This is a genomic window from Larsenimonas rhizosphaerae (genome assembly GCF_023700005.1).
In the GTDB taxonomy this organism is placed as follows: domain Bacteria; phylum Pseudomonadota; class Gammaproteobacteria; order Pseudomonadales; family Halomonadaceae; genus Larsenimonas; species Larsenimonas rhizosphaerae.
Window position 1 is genome coordinate 40,036 of the sequence record NZ_JAMLJK010000005.1, and the last position, 26,222, is coordinate 66,257.

Sequence of the window (26,222 nt, forward strand, 5' to 3'; positions counted from 1 at the left end):
CAAGACAGTGATGAGAGGGACCGTACCATGGCAACACCATCCAGGGAGACATTTGTAGCGCTGGACTGGCTGCGCTTCGCACTGGCCATCTATCTGGTAATGTTTCATACGCTGAAAAATTATCCGGAAGTACAGGCGCTTCCCATGGTACATAGCCTGTTAAGCCTCGGCTTTTTCTCGACCAGTACATTTTTCGTGCTGTCGGGCTTTCTATTGACGCACGTATACCTGGGGCCGGGGCGACGCGCCGAGATCAATAAAAAGAGCTTTTTCATTAAACGGTTAAGCTCTCTCTACCCGATCCATATACTGGCCCTGCTGCTGGCCATCCCCCTGGCGCTCACAGCCTCGGGCTCGATGGGCACAGTGATGGTAGACCACAATGTCAACGGCTGGCACATGAATGCGCCCGAGACGCAGGCCTACGCCCTTGATGCAACAGGGTGGTTGGTCAACCTGGGGCTCAATCTCTCGCTGCTACAGGCATGGAATCCGCTATATACCGTCTTCAATCAGCCGGCATGGTCACTTTCCGCCCTGCTGTTCTTTTATATTACCTTTCCCTATCTGGCACCCAGGCTGCGCGCTACATATCGGCCGGCTCTGCTGCTGACCGTACTGTGCCTACTCTATCTGACCCCCTCGCTGTACATGTTTTTCAGCGACACCGTCACCCCCATCGCCCACGGCATGATGCATCGCAATCCGCTGCTGCGGCTGCCGGAATTTCTTGCAGGTATCGTGCTGTACCGGGTGTATGATCTGAAGCCCGCATGGCTGGCTGCCCTCACCGGACATACCGGCAAATGGTGGTCAATCGGATTCATCCTGCTGTGCCTTTGGGCCACGGCCATGCTGTACCAGTTCGTCGGCGGCCAGTGGTATTACCTGGTTCATAATGGCCTGTTACTGCCGGCTCAACTGCTGCTGGTCATGCTCTGTGCGCGCAGTCGACTTGACCCTCGCACATGGAGCGCAGGCGTTGCTGCCCGCCTGGGCATCGCCTCGCTGTCGATCTTTGCACTGCATATTCCGCTGTCCATGATGGCATCAAAAATTGAAAAGGCGAGCTACGCCCTGTTCGACATCATTACAACGGATGCCACTCTCGGCATGCTGCCCCATCTGGCAACTCAGGAAGAAAGAAGCCTATGGGTATACCCGATCTATCTGGCAGTGGTGATCGTAGCAAGCGCCCTGTTTCAGACGCGCCTGGTCAATCGAATGCGAGACAGGCTGCGTGCACGGTTCCTCAAACCAAAACGCGGTACCAGAACCACCTACTCCTCACAAGCCTGAAGTACACCCTCTGCCCCCGGCATCTGCCGGGGGCAGAGGGTTATCAACCCCGTGAATACTTCCACATCAATGCCAGCGCAACCTTTCAGGCAGACAGTCGTATTTCCGGACGCGTAACGAGCAACGTATCGACCGTCGTTCTCCCCACTCCGCCCCCCTGTCAAGTCGTCTATGCTTTGGAAACATTTACTCATCCGTCAAAGGATATGACGCATGACCGCACCTGCTCCTGATGTTCGACGTACCCTGCTGGCCGCCATACTACTGGGCATCGGTTTCATGGCGGCCATTGATGAAATCATCTTCCACCAGTTACTGGTCTGGCATCACTTCGTGGAAAGCGACAGCACCGTTGCAGCCATCATTTCGGATGGCGTGCTGCATACCATGGAGCTGGTATTGCTTGTAACCGGGGCGGCGATGATGCTCAGACTTCACGAAACCCACCATCATGCGCCTGGCTATCGTGGCCCGGGATTTCTGCTTGGCATGGGCGGCTTTCAGGTATTCGATGGCATTGTGGATCACAAGCTGCTGGGGCTGCATCAGGTACGCTACGTCGACAACCTGATTGTGTACGACCTGGCCTGGAACGGCGCAGGTATCGCCCTTCTGGCCGTCGGTTATGTGCTGCTTCAGCGAGCCCGGCGCGGGCAGGCCAGCACTCAGCTGTCATGATGGCACTGAGGTTGCTCACTGCGCTGGTGGGGTGCGCGTATGTGCTCGGTGTATGGCAACAAAAGCAGCGCGGACAGTCCTGGCCCGGTTATCGCACGGCCCTGTTCATTTCAGGCATTGTTCTGATCGAACTGGGCCTGTCGCCCATCGTGATGCATCTGGCTCACCATGATCTGCGGGCCCACATGATCCAGCATTTGATGATCGGCATGTATGCGCCTGTCGCGCTGGTGTTCGCCTGCCCCATGACATTGTTGCTCAAGACCCTGCCGACACGGGGCGCCCGAGGGCTCGTCGCCTTGCTTGGCCACCCTGCCGTCCGACTCTGGAGTCACCCGATAACCAGTGTAATATTCAATATCGGCGGTATGGCCATGCTGTACCTCACCGGCCTGTACGTGGCCCAGCTTCACTCACCGGCACTGGCACTTCTGGTTCATTTTCATTTTATGGCCGCCGGCTGCCTGTTTACCTGGGCCGTGGCCGGGCCGGACCCGGCACCCTATCGTCCCGCCCTTCCTGCTCGACTGATCGTTCTTGTCATCGCCATGGCATGCCATGCCGTACTGGGAAAATGGATGTACTTCATTCAGGCCCCGGCCATGCCAGGCGCCACGGTACAGGACATCACCCAGGCCGCCCAGTGGATGTTCTACGGCGGAGAACTGGCCGAAGCGATACTGGTGTTTGTACTGGTACGCCAGTGGCTGGCCCGCGAACGCCCTCCTCATACTACCCCGCGGGCCCTGTGGACAGGACCATGACGGCGAACCAAACGCCACCGGCTCGTTGAAAGGAGATCCTGTACCTCAACGGCGATTGAAACCCTCTGGCCTGACACGAAAAAACCAGCCATAAAAGGCTGGTTTTCATTAACTCTCAACAATACAGAAATATTGTCCTGAACACACTGCGAAGCCTGATATCGCCCCGGTAAACGGGGCGGACCTCAGCTTGGCAGGTACTCACGGCTCCAGCTTTCCGATACAACGCCGTCTTCAATCAAGCGGTCGATGTCATCAGCTGAGTGGCCGAGCTCCTCAAGGACACTTCGGGTCGACGCTCCGTACTTTTCAGAAGGCACCATGGGATAGATCCTTCCCCGCCTCGGGCGAATCGCATAGGGATCAAGCTGTGTAATCACATGCCCGCTGGGATGGTCCTCGTAGACAGAAAAGGAATAGCTGCCCCGATCGATGCCCGTGGCATGCTCATCTGCCGGATGGGCATTGTAGGAGCGAAGCGTTTCGAGGTTTTCACACACGGCCGCAGCGATATCGGCGGCCTGCAACCGCTCTACCCAGTCCAGGGCGCGCATGGTCACAAACCGGGGGGCCAGAAAAGCGGCGCGTTCGCTTGCCGGCACCTCGGCCAGCCCTTCCAGGCCCTCGACATTGGCGAACTTGTGCAGTTCCTGCTCATAGGCGCTGATCAGCAGGATGCCATCAGATGCTGAATAGAAACGTGACAGATCATCGTAGCCATTGACTTCCCGCCCTGCCGGCTCATCAAAGAGCCCGCGACGCTCATAGTCGTAACAGAATGGCATCTGAGCCAGACCGCTCAGGGCGGACAGCGAGGTCTTCACCCGATCCACCCTGCCGGTCTTGAGCTTTTGATACAGCGCTGTCGCTATACCGAGCGAAGCGCCGAAACCACACATGACATCAATGGTGCCAACGTGAGCGTGCTCTTCAGGCGTGTCCATGCTGCCGCCAAAGCGCAGCATGATGCCGGTGGTCGCCTGCACCAGATCGTCGTAACCGAGGTAATTGGTCCGTGGGCCGGGCAGTACACCGCTGAAACAGTCCAGTTGACAGAAAATGGCCTGGGGATTCAAACGCTTCATGCCTTCTTCGGTCAATCCCATGCGGCTCACCTGCTTGTCGGTGGCATTCCAGACCACCACATCGCTCTGGCGGATGAGCTCCTCGAGAATCTCGCGTCCTCGTGGCTGCGTGACATCGGTCAGCACGGATCGCTTGGAGCGCATGTGAGACAAACCGAAGATGACCGTGTTCCAGCAGTCATAAAAGGGCTTGGCTGGATCGATCTTGATGATTTCCGCTCCGAAGCGAGCCAGATAAGCCACGGAATGCGGCCCGGCGATCACGTTGCACAGATCAAGAACCCGAACCCCCTCAAGCCAGCCATCGCGAGCATTCTTGGCACGCACCCTTGGCAGTTTGGTCTCGATCCGAAGCAGAGCGTTCAACGCTTCCTGATAGTTGACCCAGCGGCGTGGTGCAGGCGACAGCATCTCCGCACCGCTGCCCTGCAACCACACCATGGGGCCAGGCTGGGTCATGACGCCGAATTCCGGGTCGTCCACCTCGACCATCAGGCCGGACGTTTCGGCATGGTCATCGTGGATCCACTCCTGCAACCAGCGCTGCGGAGCACCGGGAAACTTGCCGCGGCCAAAGATCTTTTCCCACTCCTTGGACGTTCGGGTAATGAAGACCTCTTTCATCCGGGCGGCGATATGATCGGCCCAATGCTTGGGCAGAGGGTAGACCCCCAGTGACATGTCGGATGCCCATTCGCTGACCGGACGATAGGTATCCGGTTCCTCGTTCATGCCCTCGGCAACCAGTTCATCATAGATACCCAGTACCTTCAGACAACGCTTGGCATGCTGATTGTGGCTTGGACAGACCACATAGAACATGCGCCCATCCTTGCACTTGTAGCTGCGATAAAAGGGGTCCAGCAGCTCCTGAAGCTCATCGTAGCTGAGGTTCATGGGCAGACCTTCGATGCGCCGGCGCTCGATCTCCTTCTCGCGCTGCGTCTTGTAGCGCTCCGGCAGGCCGTCGATCCTGATCGAGTTGTAGGTCAGGCCCTCCATAAGGGCGCAGACCAGCGGCACTTCGATTTCATCCCCCAGCCCCGTGCGTTCACGCGCCTGTAGCGCCAGTACCACCGAAGACGCCGCCAGCATGGTGCCGTAGGCAGAACCCAGCGGCAGCGGTGAAAATGACGGATTGATTCCCATCAGTACCCGGTTGAGCCCCATATCCGTGAAAACGCCGGAATTGGCCGCAATGACGCTTTCGAAGGCATGCCAGTCACGGCGCAGCTCATCATTGGAGGCAAAGCCGGGAATCGACAGGGTGATCAGCTCCGGGCGCTCCTCACGCAAGGCCGTGAAGTCGATGCCGAGACGCGCCATCACGCCGGGACGAAAACTCTCGATGACAATATCGGCTTCCTCGATCAACGCCAGAGCCTGCTCACGGCCCTCCTGTTGCTTGAGGTCGATGGACACGATCAGCTTGTTGCGATTGAGCGTCGCATTGGCAGGTGATGTCCAAAGCGGTCCCTTTGGGGGATCGACGTGGACGACCGTAGCACCCAGATCTGCCAGGATCATCGCCACCGCGGGGCCAGCAATGAACTGACCAAAGTCGATAACCTTGACATCTTTCAATGGCAGGTTTGAATGGGGATTTAATGCCATTATGAGTTTCCTTATCACGCCGATATGTTACTTGTTTGGAACATCAGGAGGCCTTACGGCCTCCTGACAGGATCAATTACTTGCGTTGATCGTCAATGACCAGATGAGGCTCCAGGACCTTCTTGGCGAAGTCCTGACGCAACCAGCGGATAAGCGACCAGGTCAGAATACCCAGCACCGGGATCATGGGCAGGGCCACCACGATGGTTGACGTCTGGACGGCCTTGAGACCACCCAGCTGAATCAGGGCTACCCCGACACCCGCAATCAGGAAGGCCCAGGTCAGGCGAATGGAGCGCCTGGGCTCCTGATAGCCGGATAGTTTACGAGACGTGACCGACGCCAGAACGTAGGCGGAGCTGTCCAGGGTAGTTGCCAGGAAGATGAAACAAAGCAGGATGAATAGCCCCGTGACCACCTGCGAGAAGGGCAGCGTATTGAGAATGGCCTCTACGGCTGCCGGTATACCGCCTTCATCGAGGATGCCTGCCACATTCAGGGCCCCACTGATCTGCAGTTCGAGCGCATAACCGCCCCAGATGGCGAAGAAGACCCAGCAACCCAGCGCACCGAATACCATTTCCGCAATGATGAGCTCACGTATGGTACGTCCTCGAGAGATACGAGCCACAAACAGACCCATCATGGGGGCGTAGGCAATCCACCAGGCCCAATAAAAGACCGTCCAGTCCTTCCAGAAGGTTGAACCGCCAACCGGATCGGTCCAGAGGCTCATTTCCACGAAGTGAGAGGTCATCTTGCCAAGACTGTTCACCCACCCTTCAATCATGAACAGCGAATCCCCGACGATGAAGGTGAATGCGAGCAGAAAGATGGCCAGCCAGACATTGATATCGGACAGGATACGAATGCCCTTCGCCAGCCCGAACCAGACACTGGCAGAGAAAATGGCGGTCCAGACCAGCAACACGCCGACATCGAGCATGAATGACGGTTCGACACCAAACAGCCCGCTGACCAGTCGAGACACCAGCGGTACCGCAAGACCCAGTGACGTACCTACACCACCGACGATACCGAACACGACAACTGCATCAAGAATCGATCCGATCCATCCATCGGAATGACGACCCAGAACGCCTCGGGAGGCCACGGACAGCCGGACGCCGGGGCGATTGTGGACATACATCGAATAGGCAATGGGAATGGCAGGCAGGCAATAAAATGCCCAGGGCGTGAATCCCCAGTGGAACTGACCGTAGGTAAGGGCCCATTCAGCCGCAGCATTACTTGAGGGCTCTATGTCAAAGGGCGGGCTTGTAAAGTAGTAAATGGGCTCGACCCATGCCCAGTTGACGATCGCAATACCGATGCCACCGGCAAAGATCATCGCCACCCAGCTGAAATACGAAAACTCAGGCGTGTCATCCGGCCCACCCAGACGCACATTGCCATACCGGCTGAACGCCAGCCCGACAAGAAATAGAACGACACTCAGCCCGGCGATCATGTAAAGCCAGCCGAATTTTCCGGTAGCAAATGCGAAGGCCGTATTGACCAGAGCAGTCCCCGATTCCGGGAACATGATCAGCGGGACTACCAGCCCCACAATAACCAGGACAGAGGGTATAAAGACCCTCAAGTCGAGGCTGTCATCCGATGTTGTTGGTGTGCTCATTGGGTAACCCTATTAGTTATTGAACTTTTTCTTTCAGGTTTAAGCGGTGGAAACTACAAGCGCCTTTATCTAGCGATGGCGAAAAACCGGCGCGCGCTTCTTGACGAAAGCGCTCATGCCCTCCTTCTGCCCCTCGGTGGCGAACGCCGCCTGAAACAGCAGACGCTCCTGACGCAACCCCTCGGCAAGGGGCGTCTCGAAGGCCGCATTGACGGCTACCTTGGCCATCTTCACGGCCGGTGCGTTATAGCCGGCAATGGTATGGGCTGCCTCGAGCGCGTGTTGCATCAGCTCCTCTTTCGGTACCACCCGGGCAACCAGACCGATTTCCTTCGCTTCCCGGGCACCGATATTGCGACCGGTCAGTACCAGATCCATCGTCATCGCCTTGCCGATCGAACGGGCCAGGCGCTGCGAGCCGCCAATGCCAGGCAAGATGCCCAGCTTGATTTCCGGCTGACCGAACTGAGCGTCATCCGAGGCGATGATCAGGTCACACAACAAGGCGAGCTCACACCCGCCACCAAGCGCAAACCCGCCGACCGCGGCAATGATCGGCTTTGAAATCTGACGCACCTGATCCCAGGGCGAAAGAAAGTCATCCATGTAAAAGTCGGTGAAGGGCTTCTCGGCCATCTCCTCGATATCCGCACCGGCCGCGAAGGCTCTCGGACTGCCGGTGATCACGATTGCACCAATATCCGGATCAGCGTCCATATCACGCAGCACGGCAAGTGTTTCCTCGGCCAGTTGCCGATTGAGCGCATTCAGATTCCGTGGACGATTCAGGATGATGAGCCCGACCCGCTCGCGCCGCTCAACGATGATCATCTCCGGGCCGGTATCGGCCTGCGCATCAGAAGAAGGGGACTCGTCGGGTTTCGATTGTGGCTGGCGTTCCGCTGTCTTGTTCATCTTCCAACTCCCGTTTATTCCTGGTAACCCACTGATTTTTTTCAGGCAGCTCCCTGGCTCAGGCGCCCATCCGGCAGGGAGCAGACATGCCTGCTTCCATGTGAACGTGCACTGATTCTCCCTGACGCCCTCTTTCACCGACCTGAGGAATCACGCCAGATCAAAACAGGCACGCTACTCGGTCGGATCGAGCTGTCGCGCAGCGGATGACGCCTGAGCCGCTGCCCCGGCCGCCCCTCCATCTGAACGTCTGGCGCCAGATTCAGGGGATCCCGCGGGATAAAATGTTTGCCATGAGAGATCCACATCAGGCGCCTGGAACGCCGCGTCACGCTCTTCCGACGTCGTTGGCAGGTGATAGGAACGCTTGCGTGCCATCAGTTCAGCCAGAATGGCTTCTCGATGTTGTCCGAGCCCCGGTGCCCTTGAGGGAACGTGACGGTCGAAATCCTCGCGCCCGGTCATCTTGATGGGATTACCCGCTGTCCTGAAGGGCTTGCCGGCGCTACCCTCAACCTGAACGATCATGTTGCGCGCCTGCAGTTGCGGATGATCGAACAGCTTGTCGATGGTATTGATTGGTGAACAGGGCACCCCCTCCTCGTTGAGCAGATCCACCCAATGCTGCACGGGCTGCTCCAGCAGGATCTTCTCCATTTCAGCGACCAGTTCGGGGCGATTCCGGCATCGCAGGTCGTTACTGAGGAAGCGGGGATCAAGGGCAAGTCTGGCCGCCCCGATGGCATCGGCCATCAGGAGGAACAGGGTATCGTTGCCGGCGGCGATAACGAGCTTGCCATCCTTGGAGTTGAAGCTTTCGAAGGGCGCCAGGGAGGGGTGGCTATCACCGGTCCGGTTCGGGACTTTCCCCTCAACGTCATAGCGAGCCAATGCGGTCTCCATCAATGCTGCCTGGCAATCAAGCATGCCGATATCGATGCGAGTGCCCTGAGCATCCCTGGTTCGGCTATAAAGAGCTGCAACGATACCGACCGCAGCAAAGAGCGCCGCACTCAGATCGCCAAAGCTGGTTCCCACCCGTGAGGGCTCGCCGTCGGGCCATCCTGTCAGGCTCATGATGCCGCCCATGGCCTGCACAACCATGTCGTAACCGGGCAACTCGCTGAAGGGGCCGGTATGACCGAACCCGGAGATCGAAGAATAGATCAGATGTGGGTGCGTCCTGGCGAGGCGCTCAGGCCCGTACCCCAGGCGATCCATCACGCCGGGCCGAAAGTTTTCCACCAGTACATCGGACTCGTCCAGCAAACGTTCCAGCAGCTCACGATCGCGAGGCGACTTGATATCCAGAACGATGCTTTCCTTGTTCCGGTTGAAGCAGCTGAAATACGCGCTTTCGCCTTCGACGAACGGTCCGAATTCCCGTGTATCATCACCGGTTCCGATTCTTTCGACCTTGATGACACGGGCTCCGAGATCGGCCAGCACCATGGTGCAATAGGGCCCGGCAAGCACCCGGGAAAAGTCAAGCACGGTAATCCCGTCAAGTGGACCCTTCTTGAGCTCCGTTTGCGCTGAGGTGACCATCGGTGTTCTCCCCAATTCCTGTAGAATTTAGTGTGACGCCAGAATCCAGCCTGCTGCCTTCTCGGCGATCATCAACGTCGGCGAGTTGGTGTTACCGCTGGTGATGGTCGGCATGATGCTGGCATCTACAACACGCAGGCCGGAGACGCCCCTGACTCGAAGGTGAGAATCCACCACCGCCATGGGATCATCGTCACGCCCCATTTTGGCAGTACCTACCGGATGGAAGATGGTGGTACCGATGTCCCCGGCCAGCCGGGTAAGATCATCATCGCTTTGATACTGAACCCCTGGCTTGAACTCCTCGGGTTCATATTTGGCGAAGGCCGGCTGAGAGGCGATGTGGCGCGTGACGCGCAGCGAGTCGGCAGCCACCTGGCGATCCTCGGGCGTGCTCAGGTAATTGGGAGAGATGGCTGGTGGCTGACGAGGGTCGCGGCTCTTGATACGTACCGTGCCCCGGCTGGTCGGGTTGAGGTTGCACACACTCGCCGTGATGGCCGGGAAATCATGCAAGGGCTGTCCGAAGGCCTCGAGGCTCAGCGGCTGAACGTGATATTCGAGATTGGGTTGCTCGTAGTCCTTTGAACTTCGAGTAAAGATACATAGCTGGGACGGTGCCATACTCATCGGCCCGGAGCGTTTCAACGCGTATTCCAGCCCGATTTTTGCCTTGCCCATCAGCGAGTTGGCCATGGTGTTGAGTGTCTTGGCGCCCTTGACCTTGTAGATCGAACGAATCTGCAGGTGGTCCTGCAGGTTTTCGCCCACGCCGGGCAAATCCGATACCACAGGAATATCGTGCTCAGCGAGCAGCGATGCTGGTCCAATACCGGAGACCTGCAGCAGTTGTGGCGACCCAATGGCACCGGCGGAGAGCACTACCTCACGGCGGGCCGTTACCACGACCTCCTTCCCGTCACGCTCGACCGTGGCACCAGAACAGCGGGGCTCCCCTCCCTCGTCCGATTCAAAATCGAGCTTGAGCACCTGGGTCGAGTGCCAGACCGTCAGATTATTGCGCTGCGTAACCCCCCGCAGGAATGCCTTGGAGGCATTCCACCGCCAGCCAGAGCGCTGATTGACTTCAAAAGCGTCCACCCCTTCGTTATCACCGCGATTGAAATCGCGGGTACGGGGAACGCCAGCCTCTACCGCGGCAGTGGCGAAGTCCGCCAGCACCTGCCACTTCAGGCGTTGCCTTTCGATGCGCCACTCACCACCATGACCATGGAATTTATGGTGATCGGCATCGGCATCACCCCCGTCATCCAGACGATAATGATCTTCGTGCTTCATGAAGTCCGGCAGGCAGTTGTCCCAGCGCCATGCATCATCACCGGTCATCTCGGCCCAGCCATTATAGTCCCGGGCCTGGCCACGCAGATAAAGCATGCCATTGATGCTGGAACAGCCACCGAGGATCTTGCCCCGCGGGTAGATCAGCGAGCGGCCATTCAGGCCGGGATCAGGCTCGGTACGGAATCGCCAGTCGGTCCGCGGGTTATTGATGCAGTACAGGTAACCCACCGGAATGTGAATCCAGTGATAATTGTCACGACCGCCAGCCTCGATCAGCAGCACCCGATTCACCGGGTTCGCACTGAGTCGATTGGCGAGCAGGCAGCCGGCGGTACCGGCGCCCACCACGATATAATCGAAGGCATGAGTAGTGTTGGTCTGATCAGCCATGGCGTGCTCTCGCGGGGTATGCCGGCGCGCCTGCCCCAAAGGCGTTCGTCGCAGCCGGCATATCCGTCAGTCAGTGGAAGGAGGAATTATTTGGCCGTTGGCATGGCGAACTCGGCGCCCGCATCAATGGAATCCGACCAGCGCTGCATGATCGACTTCTGCTTGGTGTAGAAACGCACCCCTTCTTCGCCATAGGCATGGGTATCGCCGAACATCGAACGCTTCCAGCCACCGAAGCCGTGCCAGGCCATGGGAACCGGGATCGGCACGTTGATACCCACCATGCCGACCTGAATACGCCGACCGAATTCGCGAGCCACGCTGCCGCTCTCGGTAAAGCAGCTGACGCCGTTACCGAACTCATGATCGTTGATCAGCTGAATGGCGGTGGCCACGTCCGGCACACGCACACAGGCCAGTACCGGCCCGAAGATCTCTTCCTGGTAAATGGTCATCTCGGGCGTCACATGATCGAACAGGGTACCGCCCATCCAGAAGCCCTCGGCGCATCCTTCGCCGGTAGTGGCCGTATCGAAATCGCGACCATCGACGATCATCTCGGCGCCTTCGGCCACACCCTTCTCGATGTAACCGGTAATGCGCTGATGCGCCTGAGCAGTAACGATGGGGCCCATCTCGGCATCAAGTTCCAAGCCATTCTTGACCTTCAGATCACGCGCCCGCTCAGCCAGCCGCGGCACGATCTTGTCGGCCACGTCGCCCACCAGCACCGCTACGCTGATCGCCATGCAGCGCTCGCCAGCGGAGCCATAAGCGGCACCAATCAAGGCGTCGACGGCCTTGTCCAGGTTGGCATCCGGCATCACGACCATGTGGTTCTTGGCGCCACCCAATGCCTGGACGCGCTTGCCATTGCGCGCGCCGCGTTCGTAGATTGAATTGGCGATGGGCGTGGAACCGACGAAAGACAACGCCATGACGTCAGGATGATCGATCAACGCTTCCACTGAATCCTTGTCGCCCTGGACTACGTTGAAGACGCCATCCGGCAAACCGGCCTGCTTGAGCAGATCAGCGATCATCAGCGATGCGCTGGGATCCAGCGGGCTCGGCTTGAGTACAAAGCTGTTGCCGGCAGCGATTGCAACCGGAACCATCCACATGGGTACCATCACCGGGAAATTGAACGGCGTAATACCTGCAACGACGCCCAGAGGCTGACGAGTTGTCCAGTTATCGATCCCTCGGCTGACCTGCTCGGTGTAGTCACCCTTGAGCAATTGCGGAATACCACAGGAGAACTCGACGATATCAATGCCACGCGCCACTTCACCCTGGGCATCGGTAAACACCTTGCCATGCTCACGGGTGATGGCCTCGGCCAGCTCGTCCTTGTGTGTATTCAGCAGCTCGAGAAACTTGAACATTACTCGCGCCCGGCGAATCGCCGGCGTATCGGCCCAGGAAGGAAAGGCAGCCTTGGCAGCGGCCACGGCACTGTCCACGTCCGCGTCGGAGGCCAGAGCCACCCGACCGGTCACCTGGCCTGTAGCCGGGTTGGTGACGTCCTGATACCGATCGGATTCGCCTTTAGTCTTATAGCCATTGATATAATGCTCGATGCTCTCGGTCGTCATGTCTGCCTCTCGCTTCATGTTGCACTGCACACTGAATCGCCCGTGCTGCCGGGCCTGGTAGCCAACAACCTAACTCAAGGCCGTGTGGAATCAATTGAGAAAGCCAAAAACACGATATAAGATTTACTAATATCCTGTCGGTTGCCGCCGTCATCATTCCAGAGGAGATAGCCATGCATGATCTGAAGGCCCTGCGCGCGTTTGTGGCCGTGGCCCACCAGGGCAGCGTGTCTCGGGCTGCCGAAGCGCTGCACCTGACTCAGCCGGCGGTCAGCCTCAAACTCAAGCAGTTGCAGGAAACCCTGAACCTCACGCTGTTCCAGCGCCATGCCCAGGGCCTCACGCTGACGTCCGACGGTCACGCCCTGCTTCCCTCTGCGGAAGCAGCGCTGGCGTCACTGCAGGCCTTCAAGATCAGCGCTCAGTCAATGCATCACACGCTACGCGGACGACTGCGCATCGGCACCATCGTGGATCCGGAATTCATTCGTCTGGGTGCCCTGCTGCACCGACTGGTACAGCGAATCCCCCAGGTAGAAACGGAATTGCATCACGGCACCAGCGGTTTTGTGCTCGACTCATTGCTGCGACGCGAACTGGATGTCGGCTTTTATCTGGAATCACCGGGCCAGATGCCGAACACAGGGGAAGGAGCACCGGTGGTGGAGATGATCGAGCTGACGCATTTCGACTACAACGTCATCGCGCCGGCCGGCTGGTCAACACGCCTGACACGAACCGACTGGCCTTCCCTGGCCGCCCTGCCCTGGATCGTGACCCCGCCCCGTTCCGTTCATTACAGGCTACTGACGCAACGAATGCTGGCACACGGCCTCACGCCGAATCGCGTGGCTCAGGTCGATCAGGAACCCTGCATGATTGATCTGGTACGGGCAGGTGTCGGTCTGGCTCTGGCGCGTGATTCCAATGCCCTGCAGGAACGCCAGGAACGGGGCCTCGTCATTGCCAAGGGGATTAGCCTGCCCTGTGCACTGAGTTTCGTATGGCTCAAGGAGCGACGCGATGAGCCGGTTATCGCTGCCACACGCGGCGTGCTGGGCGATATCTGGTCATCGTGAGCAATGTCATGACGGGATCAAGCTGGTCAACAGGCCAGTTTTCCATATCAGCACCATTTGACGCATGAAAACAAAGAAGACGGGAGGTTTGGAAAGTGGCTTGCGAGATGCGCAGCCCATTGGAGAAAATTGATAGTGAGGGGAGAAGGATATGTATGGCCGGAAACGAAAAAACCAGCCGTAAAGGCTGGTTTTCAGATTCGTGGCGGAGGGGGAGGGATTCGAACCCTCGAAGCCTTGCGACTTACACACTTTCCAGGCGTGCTCCTTCGACCACTCGGACACCCCTCCGCATTGTTCGCCTGAAGCGACTCGCGTCGTTCAGAACGGCGCACATAATATCGCCCAAACTTTTAAATTGCAAGGATAAATCCTGTCACCCCGGCCAGCGCTCGACAAAATCCATCGGGTCAGGATCGTCTACCGGCTTGATCGGCCCTGCAGGGTGGCCGATATACAAGAATCCGACGATTACGTCGTGTTCCCGCACGCCCAGACCGCGTCGTACGACAGGATGAGCAGCCATCGGGCCGGTACGCCATATCGCACCCAGCCCCTGGGCATGCGCGGCGTACAGCATGGCATGGGCCGCGCATCCTGCGGAGATGACCTGCTCCTGGTCCGGGATTTTTGGCTGGCCAGGCTGCACACGGGCCACCACGACCACGATCAGCGGCGCGCGGAGCGCCTTGGCACGGGTTCCTTCCAGCCGCCGAGGGGTAGCGTCGGGGGTATCGTGCTGCTCTGCGTCGGCAAACAGATCACCCAGCCGGCCACAGGCGCCCTCTCCCTTGATTTCAATAAAGTGCCAGGGCCGTAACGCGCCGTGATCCGGCGCACGCAGGGCAGCGCAGTACAGGGTACGGCACTGGGATTCGGAAGGCTCCGGCCCTTCCAGGCGGGAAACGGAACGGCGCGCGGACAAAAGCGTCAGGGCATCCATGAAATACTCCGCAGGTTACGCTGGGTTTGTGATTATGCCGAGGCGGTGGCCGATCATTGCCGCATCGTCCGGAGACTTTCCGGAGCAGCCTTGTCGGGCGTGGCTCGCCATGGGCTGATATCAAGGCCACCACGACGCACGTAGCGCGCCATGACCATCAGTGATTCCGGGGCCGCATAGGTCATCAGATCCATGAACAGGCTTTCCACACAGTGCTCGTGAAAATCCTGCTTCTGCCGGTAGGAAATCAGGTAAGCCAGAAGCCCCTCATGATCGATACGCGGCCCACGGTAATCGATGACCACGCTTCCCCAGTCAGGCTGGCCGGTCACCGGGCAGTTTGACTTGAGCAGGTGCGAGTGCAGGGTTTCCTCGACGATATCGCCACGAGTATGCAGAAGCGATGGATCCGGCGTGTAGGTGGCCACGTCAATGTCCAGATCGTCCAGGCACTCACCGGGTAGCGGCGATGGCGCCAGGAGCACATCCTCCACCCCGAACAGGGCCACACTGACCTCGGCCCCTGCGGCGTGGGAAAGGTCACGCATCAGACAGTCGCGCACCTCGACCGAGCTGCCGAAGCGGGTCTGATTGAAGCTGTTGAGATAAAGCTTCCAGGACTTGGACTCGATCAGGCGTGGTGACGCTGCGGGCACATTGAAGCGCGCAATGGCAACTATCGGCTTGCCCCGCGCATTCAGCCAGGACAGTTCAAAGGCCTGCCATTCATCTTCACCGACAAAGGGAAGTACATCCCTGTCGAGCCCCAGCGCTGCGCGATTGAGTATTCGCTCGATGGGAAACAAGAGGGTCGGGTCATACTGCTCGGGGTAGGCCGAGCTTCGTCCCAGCGGGGACGCCGTTACGGCATTCAAGTCGTCGGTCACGTTGAACTACTTCCTGTCATTGAATCAGCTGCGTATGCCCTGGCCGCGCTTGAGCAACCACAGCGCCAGCGCATAGAGCACTACGATAAAGGCCACAATGGCCACCATGGCTCCGCCTGCACTGATATCGGACACACCCAGAATGCCATAACGGAACGTATTCACCATGTACAGAATCGGGTTGATCATCGATACCATCTGCCAGAAGTCGGGGAGCATATGAATCGAATAAAACACCCCTCCCAGATACGTCAGCGGCGTTAAAACGAAAATCGGAACAATGGAAATATCATCGAACTTCTTGGCAAGCAGGGAGTTGATGAATCCACCAATGGAAAACAGGACGGCCGTAAGCACAACCACCAGCACGGTCAGCAACGGATGATGTACCTGCACATCGGTGAAAAACAGGGAAACGGCGGTTACGATTGCACCAACGGCCAGCCCACGGGCCACACCACCAATGACAAACCCAAGCAGGATAATCCAGTCCGGCATGGGTGATACCACCATTTCCTCGACGCTGCGCTGAAACTTGTTCGAGAAAAACGAAGAGGCCACGTTGGAATAGCTGTTGGTGATCACGGACATCATGATCAGACCCGGCACGATATAATCGATGTAGGGCACACCATCCATCTCGCCGACGCGCTGACCGATCAGATTGCCAAAGATAATGAAGTACATGGTCATCGTGATCGACGGCGGCAGCAGGGTCTGCGGCCAGATACGCATGAACCGACGGACTTCCTTGGTCACGATGGTCCAGAGTGCGATAAGCAGCTGACGTTGACTCATCAGCGGATTCCTCCCGTTTCAGCCTGTTGATCGTGCACCAGGCTTACAAACAATTCTTCCAGCCGGTTGGCCCGGTTACGCATTGACACCACATCGATGCCTTCACGACTCAATACAGTGAACACATCATTGAGCCTCTGACCCTTCTTGACCGACAGCATCAGCTGGGCATCATCCACACGGGTCAGCTCGATGCCCTCCACCCTGGGCACGGTGGTAATCGGGCTGGCCACATCCAGAATGAATGTTTCGGTATCCAGCTCGGTCAGCAGGGCACGCATGCTGGTGTTCTTCACGATCTGGCCATGATTGATGATGGCAATGTTGCGGCACAGGCTTTCGGCTTCTTCCAGATAGTGCGTCGTCAGGATGATGGTCGTCCCCTCCTCCTGATTGATACGACGCATGTATTCCCACATGCTACGGCGCAGCTCGATATCCACCCCGGCCGTGGGTTCATCCAGAATCAGCAGTCGCGGCCGGTGAATCAGGGCGCGAGCAATCATCAGTCGGCGCTTCATGCCTCCGGAAAGCATCCGGGCACCGTCATCGCGCTTGTCCCACAGCCCCAGATCCTCCAGTAACTGACGTGCCCGCGGCCTGGCTTCCTTCATGGGAATGCCATAATACCCGGCCTGGGTCAGCACGATATCGTAGACCTTCTCGAACTGATTGAAGTTGAACTCCTGAGGCACTACACCCAGGTGATATTTGGCCAGCGAGAAGTTGGTATCGATATCGGTACCGAACACCTTGACCTGACCGGCCGTCTTGTTGACCAGCGAGCAGACAATGCCGAGTGTGGTTGACTTGCCGGCCCCGTTCGGACCAAGCAGTGCAAAGAAGTCCCCTTCGGGAACATCAAGATCGATGCCTTTCAAGGCATGAAACTGATTGCCGTAGACCTTGGACAGGCCACGTATGGAGAGTGCCGGTTCTGGCATAACACATCCTGTAATTCAGACGGGCAAACGAAAGATACTTCAGGGCGCAACAGGCCCGGTCACGTGCAGGGTAGCCGCAAAAGCCCGTCGCCGTATCCGGCACGGGGATTTCATGACACTGAGCATGACATTCAGGATGACAAGGATAGCACGCAAACCAAATGAAGGCGGAGTTCCCCTGAAAGGCACAACGGCATCGTGCCGTGTCATAGAGAAACAAACGCAGATATCAAGACAGGAAATAATAAACAAGACGGTGCACTGGAGCGGGAAAGGAGATTCGAACTCCCGACCCTCGCCTTGGCAAGGCGATGCTCTACCACTGAGCTATTCCCGCATGCACAACAACTGCAGAAGTGGCGTCCCATAGGGGGTTCGAACCCCTGTTACCGCCGTGAAAGGGCGGTGTCCTGGACCACTAGACGAATGGGACACATTTGGAGCGGGAAAGGAGATTCGAACTCCCGACCCTCGCCTTGGCAAGGCGATGCTCTACCACTGAGCTATTCCCGCTTTATATGGTATGGATCAAAGTGGCGTCCCATAGGGGGTTCGAACCCCTGTTACCGCCGTGAAAGGGCGGTGTCCTGGACCACTAGACGAATGGGACACATTTGGAGCGGGAAAGGAGATTCGAACTCCCGACCCTCGCCTTGGCAAGGCGATGCTCTACCACTGAGCTATTCCCGCAGATCCAAACTCTTCAAGACAAAATGGCGTCCCATAGGGGGTTCGAACCCCTGTTACCGCCGTGAAAGGGCGGTGTCCTGGACCACTAGACGAATGGGACGCTGCTCTCGTCTTAACGAGTGGCGCGCATATTACAAAGGTCGCCCAAAAGAGTCAACCCTTTCATCGCGTTAAGATGCAATTTACAGCGGCTGCCCATATCGTCTGCTTCTAACAGCTTCTACACTGAATCATGAGCCCCCCGCAGGCACTGTCATTACTCAAGGAGATTAATGTGAGCAAGATCACCAAAACCGATGCAGAATGGCGTGAACAACTGACCCCGGAACAGTACCGTGTGACCCGTGAACAGGGCACCGAGCGGCCATTCACCGGTGATTACCAGGTCAGTGAAGGCCAGGGCATCTACCACTGCATCTGTTGTGGGGCACCGCTGTTTGAAAACGAGCACAAGTTCGAGGCGCACTGCGGCTGGCCCAGCTTTGACCGCCCTCTTGCCGAGGCGTCAGTGGAAGAACATACCGACACTTCACATGGCATGCGCCGGATAGAAGTGACCTGCAAGCGCTGTGATGCCCACCTGGGCCATGTCTTTCCGGATGGCCCGAGCGACACCACCGGCCAGCGCTACTGCATCAACTCCGTCTCACTGGATTACCATCCCAACGAGTGATCTGTACGGGCCTGCCTGTCATCGGGCAGGCCCGACTGCAAATAGTGGCTTGGTCCCCCGCCTGGTTTGATATCATGCCGTCAGACACATGATTGATGCACGAGGATGTAGTTATGCTTGGCTGGTTCCCAGGACACATGAACAAGGCACGCCGCCAGATCAAGGAGGCGCTGCCTGAAATTGACGTCGTCATCGAGGTGCTGGATGCCCGCCTGCCCTACTCCAGCGCCAATCCGATGCTCGCTGAGCTCAATCATCACAAGCCGGTACTGAAAATACTGTCTCGCGCAGACCTGGCCGATCCGGAACGTACTCGTCAATGGACCGATTACTTCAACAGCCAGCCCGATACCCGCGCCCTCGCCGTCACGACCACCCAGTCGCGCGAACTCAAGCCCATCGCTGCCCTGTGCCATGAACTGGCCGGCCATATTCGGGCAGATCGGGACGTACGCGTCATGGTCATGGGCATTCCCAATGTCGGTAAATCCACCCTGATCAACGGACTGGCCGGCAAGAAAATTGCCAAGGTTGGTAATGAACCTGCCGTCACCAAACGGCAACAGCGTATTCGCATCGGCCACGGCATCGCCCTGACCGACACACCCGGCGTGCTCTGGCCCAAGATCGAAGACCAGGCCAGCGCTTTTCGACTGGCCGCCAGCGGCGCCATTCGCGACACCGCTCTGGATTATGTGGAAGTGGCAACGGTCGCCGCAAGCGAGCTGCTGGCGCGCTATCCGGAGGCCCTCAGGTCCCGCTACGGGCTGAGCGAAGAAGACATGGCAACCGGCGATACGGCACTGGCCGCCATCGCCCGAAAGCGTGGCGGGCTCAGGAGCGGTGGCGAGCTTGACCTCCATCGCGGCGGCGAGGTGCTGCTGCATGAACTGCGCCAGGGCACTCTGGGCCGGTTGACGCTCGAAGGGCCGGAAGATATCCGGCTGGTTGAAGAGCTTCGAGCCGAACGTGAAGCGCGAAAGGCCGCAGAGCAGCAGGGAGCGCCATCGGCGTCCGGTGAGTGACCCCCTCTTGTGTACATCACTGATCGCGGTATGCTGCTGTATCGCGTGTAGCGCCCTTTAAGCCATCAACCTGTGAATGCCACCCATGCCAAACCCGATTCGCAAGTCTCATAAGCTCGACAACGTCTGCTATGACATTCGGGGGCCCGTACTTGAACACGCCAAACGGCTAGAGGACGAAGGTCACCGCATCCTGAAACTCAATATCGGTAATCCGGCGCCGTTCGGCTTCGAAGCACCGGAAGAAATCCTTCAGGACGTGATGCGCAACCTGCCGACCGCACAGGGCTACAGCGATTCAAAGGGGCTTTATTCGGCGCGCAAGGCCGTCATGCAGGAATGTCAGCGTAAAAACATCAAGGGCGTCGGGGTCGAGGACATCTTCATCGGCAACGGGGTTTCGGAGCTGATCACGATCTCGCTGCAGGCACTGCTCGATGACGGCGACGAAGTGCTGGTGCCCATGCCGGACTACCCGCTGTGGACCGCCGCTACCAATATGGCAAGCGGCCATGCCGTGCACTACGCCTGCCGGGAAGAAAACGACTGGGAACCCGATATCGAGGATATTCGCGCTAAAATCACCGCGCGCACCAAGGCCCTTGTCGTGATCAACCCCAATAATCCGACCGGCGCAGTCTATAGCGACAACGTGCTCAAGAAGATTCTGGCGGTCGCCCGTGAGTTTGGCCTGATCGTGTTTTCCGACGAGATCTACGACAAGATTCTTTACGATGGCACCGAACACACCTCCACGGCCGCGCTGGCCGATGACGTGTTCGTGATCACCATGAACGGACTTTCCAAGAGCTATCGCTGTGCCGGCTTTCGCTCCGCCTGGATGATTCTTTCCGGCGAGCGGCGTCATGCAGAGGATTTCATTGAAGGCCTCAACATGCTGGCCTCGATGCGCCTGTGCGCCAACGTACCGGCTCAAAACGCCATCCAGACCGCACTGGGGGGCTATCAGTCGATCAATGATCTGGTGCTGCCCGGCGGGCGACTGCTCGCTCAACGTGATATGGCATGGGAAAAGCTGACTGCCATTCCAGGCGTTACCTGCGTCAAGCCCAAGGGGGCACTCTACATGTTCCCGAGGCTCGACCCCGAGGTCTACGCGATAGAAGACGATCAGAAACTGGTGCTCGACCTGCTGCTCGAAGAAAAAATGCTTCTGGTGCAGGGCACTGCCTTCAACTGGCCTTCACCGGATCACCTTCGGATCGTGACCCTGCCCTGGGTGGATCAGCTTGAGGAAGCCATCGACCGGCTGGGACGCTTCCTTGCTCGCCGGCGCTGAGCCACACTAAGCCGAGGCTTAACAGCCTCTTGAAACCTTTTGTGTCGCACCGTATCTAATAGACCATTGGATAAGGTGCGCCCTGTTGCATCACGTCTCTGTCCTGATTATTCGATAACCAAGGAGCCCCTCACCATGATGAGGATCTTGCTGTTTCTGGGTACCAACCTGGCCGTCGTTCTGGTCGCCAGTGTAACCCTGCAACTGCTGGGGGTTGGCAGCTACCTTCAAGGCAGCGGCATCAACATGACCAGCCTTTTGATTTTCTGCTTCGTTTTCGGGATGGCCGGGTCTCTGGTATCGCTGTTCATGTCCAAGAAAATGGCCAAAATGAGCACGCGGGCCCATATCATTACCCAGCCACGCAATGCCACCGAGCAATGGCTGGTCGAGACCGTGACCGAGCTTGCGGCCAGCGCCGGCATAAAAACGCCGGAGGTTGGTATATTTCCCGCACAGCAATCCAACGCCTTTGCCACCGGCTGGAACAAAAACGATGCCCTCGTCTGCGTGTCCGAGGGGCTTTTGAACAACATGCGCCAGGAAGAGGTACGTGCGGTCATCGGCCACGAAATCGGTCACGTTGCCAACGGCGATATGGTTACCCTTTCTCTCATTCAGGGGGTATTGAACACCTTTGTCATGTTCTTTGCCCGTATTGCAGCGCAAGTGATCGACAGCTTCCTGCGCCGTGATGATGAAGGAGGCGGTCTGGGCTTTTTCGGCTATATGGCCGTCGTTTTCGTACTGGAAATTGTCTTCGGCATTGCTGCTTCGATCATCGTGGCCTGGTTCTCACGCTGGCGTGAATATCGTGCCGATGCCGCCGGTGCCCGGCTGGCCGGTTCAGGTGCCATGATCAACGCCCTGTCGCGTCTCAAGCGTGAACACGAGGTGCCCGACCAGATGCCTGAAAGCCTGACCGCATTCGCCATTACCACGGGGCAAACCCGCAAGCTCATGGAGCAGCTGTTCGCCAGCCATCCTCCGCTGGACCAGCGCATCAAGGCGTTGAAGGAAGCAGCGTACCGTCAGTAGGCGTTTCCATTCAGCCATTGCCTTTCATTGAAACGCCCCTTTCGGGGCGTTTTTTCATGAAGTCATCCGTTGGTCCGGGCGTGACACACAAAGCCAAGAGCCTCAATGGCAGACCGCCAGCCGGCAGGCGCTATCACATTGACGGAAGAAAACTCGCGACGTGCCGGATATTCGCGCCGATAGCGGTCAAATCCGGCTGAAATGCCATATTGCTGCCAGTAGCGCGACACAAGGTCCATATCACGTCGCACATCGTAATGGCACAAAACCAGTGCTTCCCATAACTGTTGCTGCCCCTCTACTGCATCAAGCGTGATTCCCGACACAACAGGGGCCGATATCACATCACTCCAGCGACGAGACGGCACGTTCCCTGCCGCATGACACCAGGCCTCATACAGCATGGCGGTACCTCGCAGGCGCCCTTCCTGGCTATACCCGGCAATATGGGGCGTGGCAATGTCTACAAGGCGCGCGAGTTCAGGATCAATGTCAGGCTCCTGTTCCCAGACATCCAGCATTACCACAAGATCATTGTGAGCCAGCAGGCGCGCCTTCAGGGCCGCCGTGTCGATGCAGTCGCCCCGCCCGGCATTCAAAAGCCAGGTGCCCGGTGCCAGAGATCCGATAAGGTCCTGATCCAGTAAATGATGCGTCGGGTAACGCCCTTCTCTTACCAACGGTGTATGACAGCAAATGACATCTGCCTGCTCGATCAGAGCCGCCAGTGAAATAAAGTCGCCCGCAGATTCACGCTCGGCCCGGGGCGGGTCACAGACCAGACACGTCACCCCCATGGCGCGAAGGCGAGTCACCAGTCGGCTGCCTACCTGACCGGCCCCCATGACCCCAACAGTCCTGTCTGTCAGCGTCTCGCCCGAACGCTGGCAGGCAAGCATCAGACACGACAGAACATAATCCACCACACTCTCCGCATTGCAGCCAGGTGCGCTGGCCACGGGAATGCCGGCCTGCTCCAGCCAGGAAAGATCAAGATGATCCGTTCCGATGGTTGCCGTACCGACAAACCGTACCGGCGTGTCCTGCAGCAGCGCACTGTCAACACGTGTCACGGAACGTACCAGTAATACATCTGCATCCGTCAGTTGCTCACGGCTCAGGCGGCGACCATCAACACGGGTCACTCGTCCGTGATCACCGAAAAATGCCTCTACCTGTGGCATGTTGCGATCTGCCACAATATGCATGATTACACTCCTTGATTGAATGCGGTCATCGTCGCTACGCTGCGGCGCCTGACCTCTTGTCACGGCGCCCGGTACCATTAAAATCCGGGCATTATTACACTGAAAAAAAAGCGGCCTGACCGCACCACCACAGCCAGGGAGTTACCCGGGTGATTATTCGCTGGGAAAGTGAGCACGATTACGTCCTGGTGCACGTGCACCAGGACATGTTCGGTGACTGGATCGTCAGCCGTGCCTGGGGGCAGATCGGCACCCAGTTCGGCGGTTTGAAACACATGCTGGCCGATAGCCGGACCCAGGCCATGATGTGGGTTGACGACATCAATCATATCCAGCTGTCACGCCACTTCCGCAAGGTCCTGGAAACCCAGGACCATACACCGGAAGCGCGCGATGCCATGCGCCAGTTATCGCTGCTGGATCAATGATTCAGCCGGTGCCGAATCATGAACACGTGATGAATGTTGGGCCGACGCTTGAAGTCCGGGTCCAGCATGTCATCACCACAGGCAGTGACGGCGAACCGTTCCGCCACGTCCGGATCCAGCTTGAACCGCCGCAGATTATTTGAAAACAGAAGTGTGCCCATTGGCGACAGGCGTTTCATGGCCTTGTCGATCAGGCTGACGTGATCACGCTGAATATCCAGTACGCCGCGCATTTTTTTCGAATTGGAAAAGGTCGGCGGGTCCATGAAAATGAGGTCGTACTCGCCTCTTGCGGTGGCCAGCCAGTCCATGCAATCAGCCCGCTCCAGTGTATGGCGACGCAGATCCAGGCGGTTAAGGCGGTAGTTTTCCTCGGCCCACTCCAGATACGTATTGGACATGTCCACGCTGACACTTTCCCGTGCACCGCCAAGGGCAGCATGAACGGTAGCCGTGGCGGTATAACAGAACAGGTTCAATACCCGCTTTCCGGACGCGTGCTCCCCCACCCAGCGCCGGGCCGGACGGTGGTCAAGAAAGACGCCGGTATCGAGAAAATCCCGAAGATTGACCTTGAACCTGGCCTCGCCCTCGGTCACGGTCAGCGCATGGCGGCTGCGGCTCTGGCGTTCGTACTGTGAGGTGCCGCTCTGACGCTGACGGGTCTTGAGATGCACCCGCTCAGGCGACACCTCCATGACCTGCGTCACCGCGGCCACAGCGTCCATCAGTCGACGCTCGGCCTGACGCGGGTCAATGTTCCTGGGCGGCGCGTACTCCTGAATATGTACATCCTGATCATATACATCGACTGCCACCGCAAACTCCGGCATGTCGGCATCGTATAATCGGTAGCAGGTGACACCACTTTTTCTAAGCCACTTCGACAGCTGACGACGGTTCTTGACCAGGCGATTGATCAGCATCTGAGCCTGCTCGCCAGGTACCGGCGCGGCAGCCTGTGCATCTTCCTGCGGTGCTGATGTCTCACCGGCTGGCTGTACCTGTGCCTCTTCGATCGGACAGATCAGCAACTTGCACTCCAGTGCGCCATTACGGAAGTTGTAACGCTTGTGCGCCCTGAGCCCCAGACGATGCCCCAGTTCCGGGTTACCGGTAAAGACAGCAAGCTTCCATCCGACCCCAAGCTGACGCGTTTTGTGGCCCAGCGCTGCATACAGTGGAATCAGTTCCGGGATATCCCCCAGTCGCTCGCCATAGGGTGGGTTTGTCATCACAAGACCCGGCGTTCCTGACGTGGCCTCCGGTGTCCATGCCTCTACCGGCTGAAGCGAAAACTCGACCAGTGAAGATACTCCTGCACGCTTGGCATTGTTTCTCGCTGCATCAATGGCCGCTGCATCGCGATCAAAGCCAAGCAGCTTCAGCGAGGAGTGCTTGATATTACGCCGCGTTTCCGTGCGCGCGTCCGTCACGCACTTCTCCCATAGAGCCTCATCGTGCGCCGCCCAGTTCTCGCAGCCAAAGAATTCACGATACGCGTTGGGTGCAGCCCCTACTGCCATCATGGCCGCCTCGATGACCAGCGTGCCGGACCCGCACAGGGGGTCAATCAATGGAGCCTGGTGCTCGGCCATCGCCGGCCAGCCGGCACGAAACAGCAAGGCAGCCGCCAGGTTCTCCTTGAGTGGCGCCTGCGCTCCATCAAGCCGATAGCCCCGCATATGCAGACTATCACCGGACAAGTCCAGCCCCAGCGTCAGACGCCCACGGTGCAGGTGCGCATAAATTCGACTATCTGCGTGCTTTGGATCGATCTCCGGACGGGTATCAAAGTGGCGCATCCAGCGGTCCACGATACCATCCTTGATGCACTGGGCACCGAACATCGTATGGCGCACCTGATCAGTGCGTCCGTGGAAATCAACCCTCAACCGCTTTCCAGGCAGCAAAATGGTTTCCCAGGGGATCTCTGCACTCGCCTCGGTCAGGCCTTCACCGCCATCGGCCTCAAACTGGCCCAGCACGACGATTACCCGATTGGCCAGACGTGAGCGCAGCAGGATGCCATACACGATTTCAAGCGGTGCACGGACGAAAACACTTGCAGGAGCCTGGCGAACCACCTCGGCACCAAGCTCGCCGAGTTCGACCTCAAGTAGCCCTTCCAGCCCCCATGGACAGGTCACACAATAGTCGTACTGTATCGGAGGGACGTCTGATTTCATCTTGTTAATTCACCGCTGAACAAGGAATTGGAAGAATGAGCATTGATATATGACAAAAAGATGTAAACGATAAACCTGTTATGACAATTTGATGCTCGACACTGGTTCTCATTATCGCTATAGATGGAGGTGGTAGCTACCCGAACATAACGCCGGCTCTACGCGATCGCTTTTTCAAAGCGGTCACT

The 26,222-nt window shown here is 58.0% G+C and carries 21 protein-coding genes and 7 tRNA genes; 9 read left to right on the forward strand and 19 right to left on the reverse strand.

The annotated features are described in order from the left end of the window. Positions 1–27 precede the first annotated feature (27 nt). From NAT21_RS14230 to NAT21_RS14240, 3 genes are all read left to right on the forward strand, one after another. On the forward strand, positions 28–1,299 hold the full coding sequence (locus tag NAT21_RS14230) for an acyltransferase family protein (protein WP_250939441.1): 1,272 nt from the start codon (positions 28–30) through the stop codon (positions 1,297–1,299). Between the two features lie 213 nt (positions 1,300–1,512). After that, a complete protein-coding gene (locus NAT21_RS14235; protein ID WP_250939443.1) occupies positions 1,513–1,977 on the forward strand; it encodes a DUF2243 domain-containing protein in 465 nt (154 codons plus the stop codon). Next, positions 1,974–2,741 (forward strand): cytochrome c oxidase assembly protein, encoded by a 768-nt coding sequence (locus NAT21_RS14240; RefSeq protein WP_250939445.1) that lies wholly within the window; start codon positions 1,974–1,976, stop codon positions 2,739–2,741. The genes NAT21_RS14235 and NAT21_RS14240 overlap by 4 nt, the downstream gene beginning before the upstream one ends. Positions 2,742–2,926: 185 nt before the next feature. Here NAT21_RS14240 and NAT21_RS14245 read toward each other — a convergent pair whose 3' ends face one another. The 6 genes from NAT21_RS14245 to NAT21_RS14270 all read right to left on the reverse strand — a co-directional run bounded on the left by NAT21_RS14245 (position 2,927) and on the right by NAT21_RS14270 (position 12,832). Continuing rightward, the gene (locus NAT21_RS14245; RefSeq protein WP_250939447.1) at positions 2,927–5,440 is read right to left on the reverse strand and encodes a CaiB/BaiF CoA-transferase family protein; all 2,514 of its coding nucleotides are present in this window, start codon (positions 5,438–5,440) and stop codon (positions 2,927–2,929) included. A gap of 76 nt (positions 5,441–5,516) precedes the next feature. Further along, complete coding sequence (locus NAT21_RS14250; RefSeq protein WP_250939449.1) at positions 5,517–7,079, reverse strand: BCCT family transporter; 1,563 nt, start codon at positions 7,077–7,079, stop codon at positions 5,517–5,519. Between the two features lie 69 nt (positions 7,080–7,148). Continuing rightward, positions 7,149–7,994, reverse strand: a complete 846-nt coding sequence (locus NAT21_RS14255) for an enoyl-CoA hydratase-related protein (RefSeq protein ID WP_407658247.1) — start codon at positions 7,992–7,994, stop codon at positions 7,149–7,151. 174 nt (positions 7,995–8,168) lie between these two features. Continuing rightward, positions 8,169–9,542 carry a CaiB/BaiF CoA transferase family protein gene (locus NAT21_RS14260; RefSeq protein WP_250939451.1) on the reverse strand — a complete coding sequence of 458 codons (1,374 nt, stop codon included), beginning with the start codon at positions 9,540–9,542 and terminating at the stop codon, positions 8,169–8,171. 27 nt (positions 9,543–9,569) lie between these two features. Further along, positions 9,570–11,234, reverse strand: coding sequence for a GMC family oxidoreductase (locus tag NAT21_RS14265; protein WP_250939453.1), 1,665 nt, complete (start codon positions 11,232–11,234; stop codon positions 9,570–9,572). A gap of 86 nt (positions 11,235–11,320) precedes the next feature. Further along, positions 11,321–12,832 carry a CoA-acylating methylmalonate-semialdehyde dehydrogenase gene (locus tag NAT21_RS14270; protein WP_250939455.1) on the reverse strand — a complete coding sequence of 504 codons (1,512 nt, stop codon included), beginning with the start codon at positions 12,830–12,832 and terminating at the stop codon, positions 11,321–11,323. Between the two features lie 173 nt (positions 12,833–13,005). Between NAT21_RS14270 and NAT21_RS14275 the strand changes: the two genes are divergently transcribed. Continuing rightward, positions 13,006–13,911, forward strand: coding sequence for a LysR family transcriptional regulator (locus NAT21_RS14275; RefSeq protein ID WP_250939457.1), 906 nt, complete (start codon positions 13,006–13,008; stop codon positions 13,909–13,911). A 203-nt stretch (positions 13,912–14,114) separates the two neighbouring features. On the opposite strand, the gene NAT21_RS14280 is transcribed toward NAT21_RS14275, so the two are convergent. The 11 genes from NAT21_RS14280 to NAT21_RS14330 all read right to left on the reverse strand — a co-directional run bounded on the left by NAT21_RS14280 (position 14,115) and on the right by NAT21_RS14330 (position 18,273). Continuing rightward, positions 14,115–14,202 (reverse strand) — tRNA-Ser (locus NAT21_RS14280). 85 nt (positions 14,203–14,287) lie between these two features. Further along, complete coding sequence (locus NAT21_RS14285) at positions 14,288–14,854, reverse strand: nitroreductase family protein (protein WP_250939459.1); 567 nt, start codon at positions 14,852–14,854, stop codon at positions 14,288–14,290. A gap of 53 nt (positions 14,855–14,907) precedes the next feature. Then, a complete protein-coding gene (gene queF / locus NAT21_RS14290) occupies positions 14,908–15,741 on the reverse strand; it encodes an NADPH-dependent 7-cyano-7-deazaguanine reductase QueF (protein WP_250939461.1) in 834 nt (277 codons plus the stop codon). Between the two features lie 24 nt (positions 15,742–15,765). Next, a complete protein-coding gene (locus tag NAT21_RS14295; protein WP_250939462.1) occupies positions 15,766–16,539 on the reverse strand; it encodes an ABC transporter permease in 774 nt (257 codons plus the stop codon). Then, positions 16,539–17,483, reverse strand: coding sequence for an ABC transporter ATP-binding protein (locus NAT21_RS14300; protein ID WP_250939464.1), 945 nt, complete (start codon positions 17,481–17,483; stop codon positions 16,539–16,541). Before NAT21_RS14300 ends, NAT21_RS14295 begins: the two co-directional genes overlap by 1 nt. A gap of 262 nt (positions 17,484–17,745) precedes the next feature. Next, positions 17,746–17,820: transfer RNA gene (locus NAT21_RS14305), tRNA-Gly, on the reverse strand. Positions 17,821–17,840: 20 nt separating this feature from the next. Next, positions 17,841–17,916: transfer RNA gene (locus NAT21_RS14310), tRNA-Glu, on the reverse strand. Positions 17,917–17,921: 5 nt separating this feature from the next. Further along, a tRNA-Gly gene (locus tag NAT21_RS14315) sits at positions 17,922–17,996 on the reverse strand. Between the two features lie 21 nt (positions 17,997–18,017). Next, positions 18,018–18,093: transfer RNA gene (locus tag NAT21_RS14320), tRNA-Glu, on the reverse strand. A gap of 5 nt (positions 18,094–18,098) precedes the next feature. After that, positions 18,099–18,173 (reverse strand) — tRNA-Gly (locus NAT21_RS14325). Between the two features lie 24 nt (positions 18,174–18,197). Beyond that, a tRNA-Glu gene (locus NAT21_RS14330) sits at positions 18,198–18,273 on the reverse strand. Positions 18,274–18,447: 174 nt separating this feature from the next. On the opposite strand from NAT21_RS14330, the gene msrB reads away from it, so the two are divergent. From msrB to htpX, 4 genes are all read left to right on the forward strand, one after another. Beyond that, positions 18,448–18,846, forward strand: coding sequence for a peptide-methionine (R)-S-oxide reductase MsrB (gene msrB / locus NAT21_RS14335; RefSeq protein WP_250939466.1), 399 nt, complete (start codon positions 18,448–18,450; stop codon positions 18,844–18,846). A gap of 113 nt (positions 18,847–18,959) precedes the next feature. Further along, on the forward strand, positions 18,960–19,871 hold the full coding sequence (ylqF, locus tag NAT21_RS14340; RefSeq protein ID WP_250939468.1) for a ribosome biogenesis GTPase YlqF: 912 nt from the start codon (positions 18,960–18,962) through the stop codon (positions 19,869–19,871). An 85-nt stretch (positions 19,872–19,956) separates the two neighbouring features. Further along, positions 19,957–21,171 carry a pyridoxal phosphate-dependent aminotransferase gene (locus NAT21_RS14345; RefSeq protein WP_250939470.1) on the forward strand — a complete coding sequence of 405 codons (1,215 nt, stop codon included), beginning with the start codon at positions 19,957–19,959 and terminating at the stop codon, positions 21,169–21,171. Positions 21,172–21,306: 135 nt separating this feature from the next. Continuing rightward, complete coding sequence (htpX, locus tag NAT21_RS14350) at positions 21,307–22,209, forward strand: protease HtpX (RefSeq protein ID WP_250939472.1); 903 nt, start codon at positions 21,307–21,309, stop codon at positions 22,207–22,209. A 62-nt stretch (positions 22,210–22,271) separates the two neighbouring features. Here the strand turns inward: htpX and pdxB are convergent, their stop codons facing one another. Further along, the gene (gene pdxB, locus NAT21_RS14355) at positions 22,272–23,417 is read right to left on the reverse strand and encodes a 4-phosphoerythronate dehydrogenase PdxB (protein ID WP_250939474.1); all 1,146 of its coding nucleotides are present in this window, start codon (positions 23,415–23,417) and stop codon (positions 22,272–22,274) included. A 149-nt stretch (positions 23,418–23,566) separates the two neighbouring features. Between pdxB and NAT21_RS14360 the strand changes: the two genes are divergently transcribed. After that, a complete protein-coding gene (locus NAT21_RS14360) occupies positions 23,567–23,845 on the forward strand; it encodes a hypothetical protein (protein ID WP_250939477.1) in 279 nt (92 codons plus the stop codon). Here the strand turns inward: NAT21_RS14360 and rlmKL are convergent. Continuing rightward, positions 23,839–26,034, reverse strand: a complete 2,196-nt coding sequence (gene rlmKL, locus NAT21_RS14365) for a bifunctional 23S rRNA (guanine(2069)-N(7))-methyltransferase RlmK/23S rRNA (guanine(2445)-N(2))-methyltransferase RlmL (RefSeq protein ID WP_250939479.1) — start codon at positions 26,032–26,034, stop codon at positions 23,839–23,841. The two genes, NAT21_RS14360 and rlmKL, sit on opposite strands and share 7 nt — an antisense overlap. Positions 26,035–26,222 lie beyond the last annotated feature (188 nt).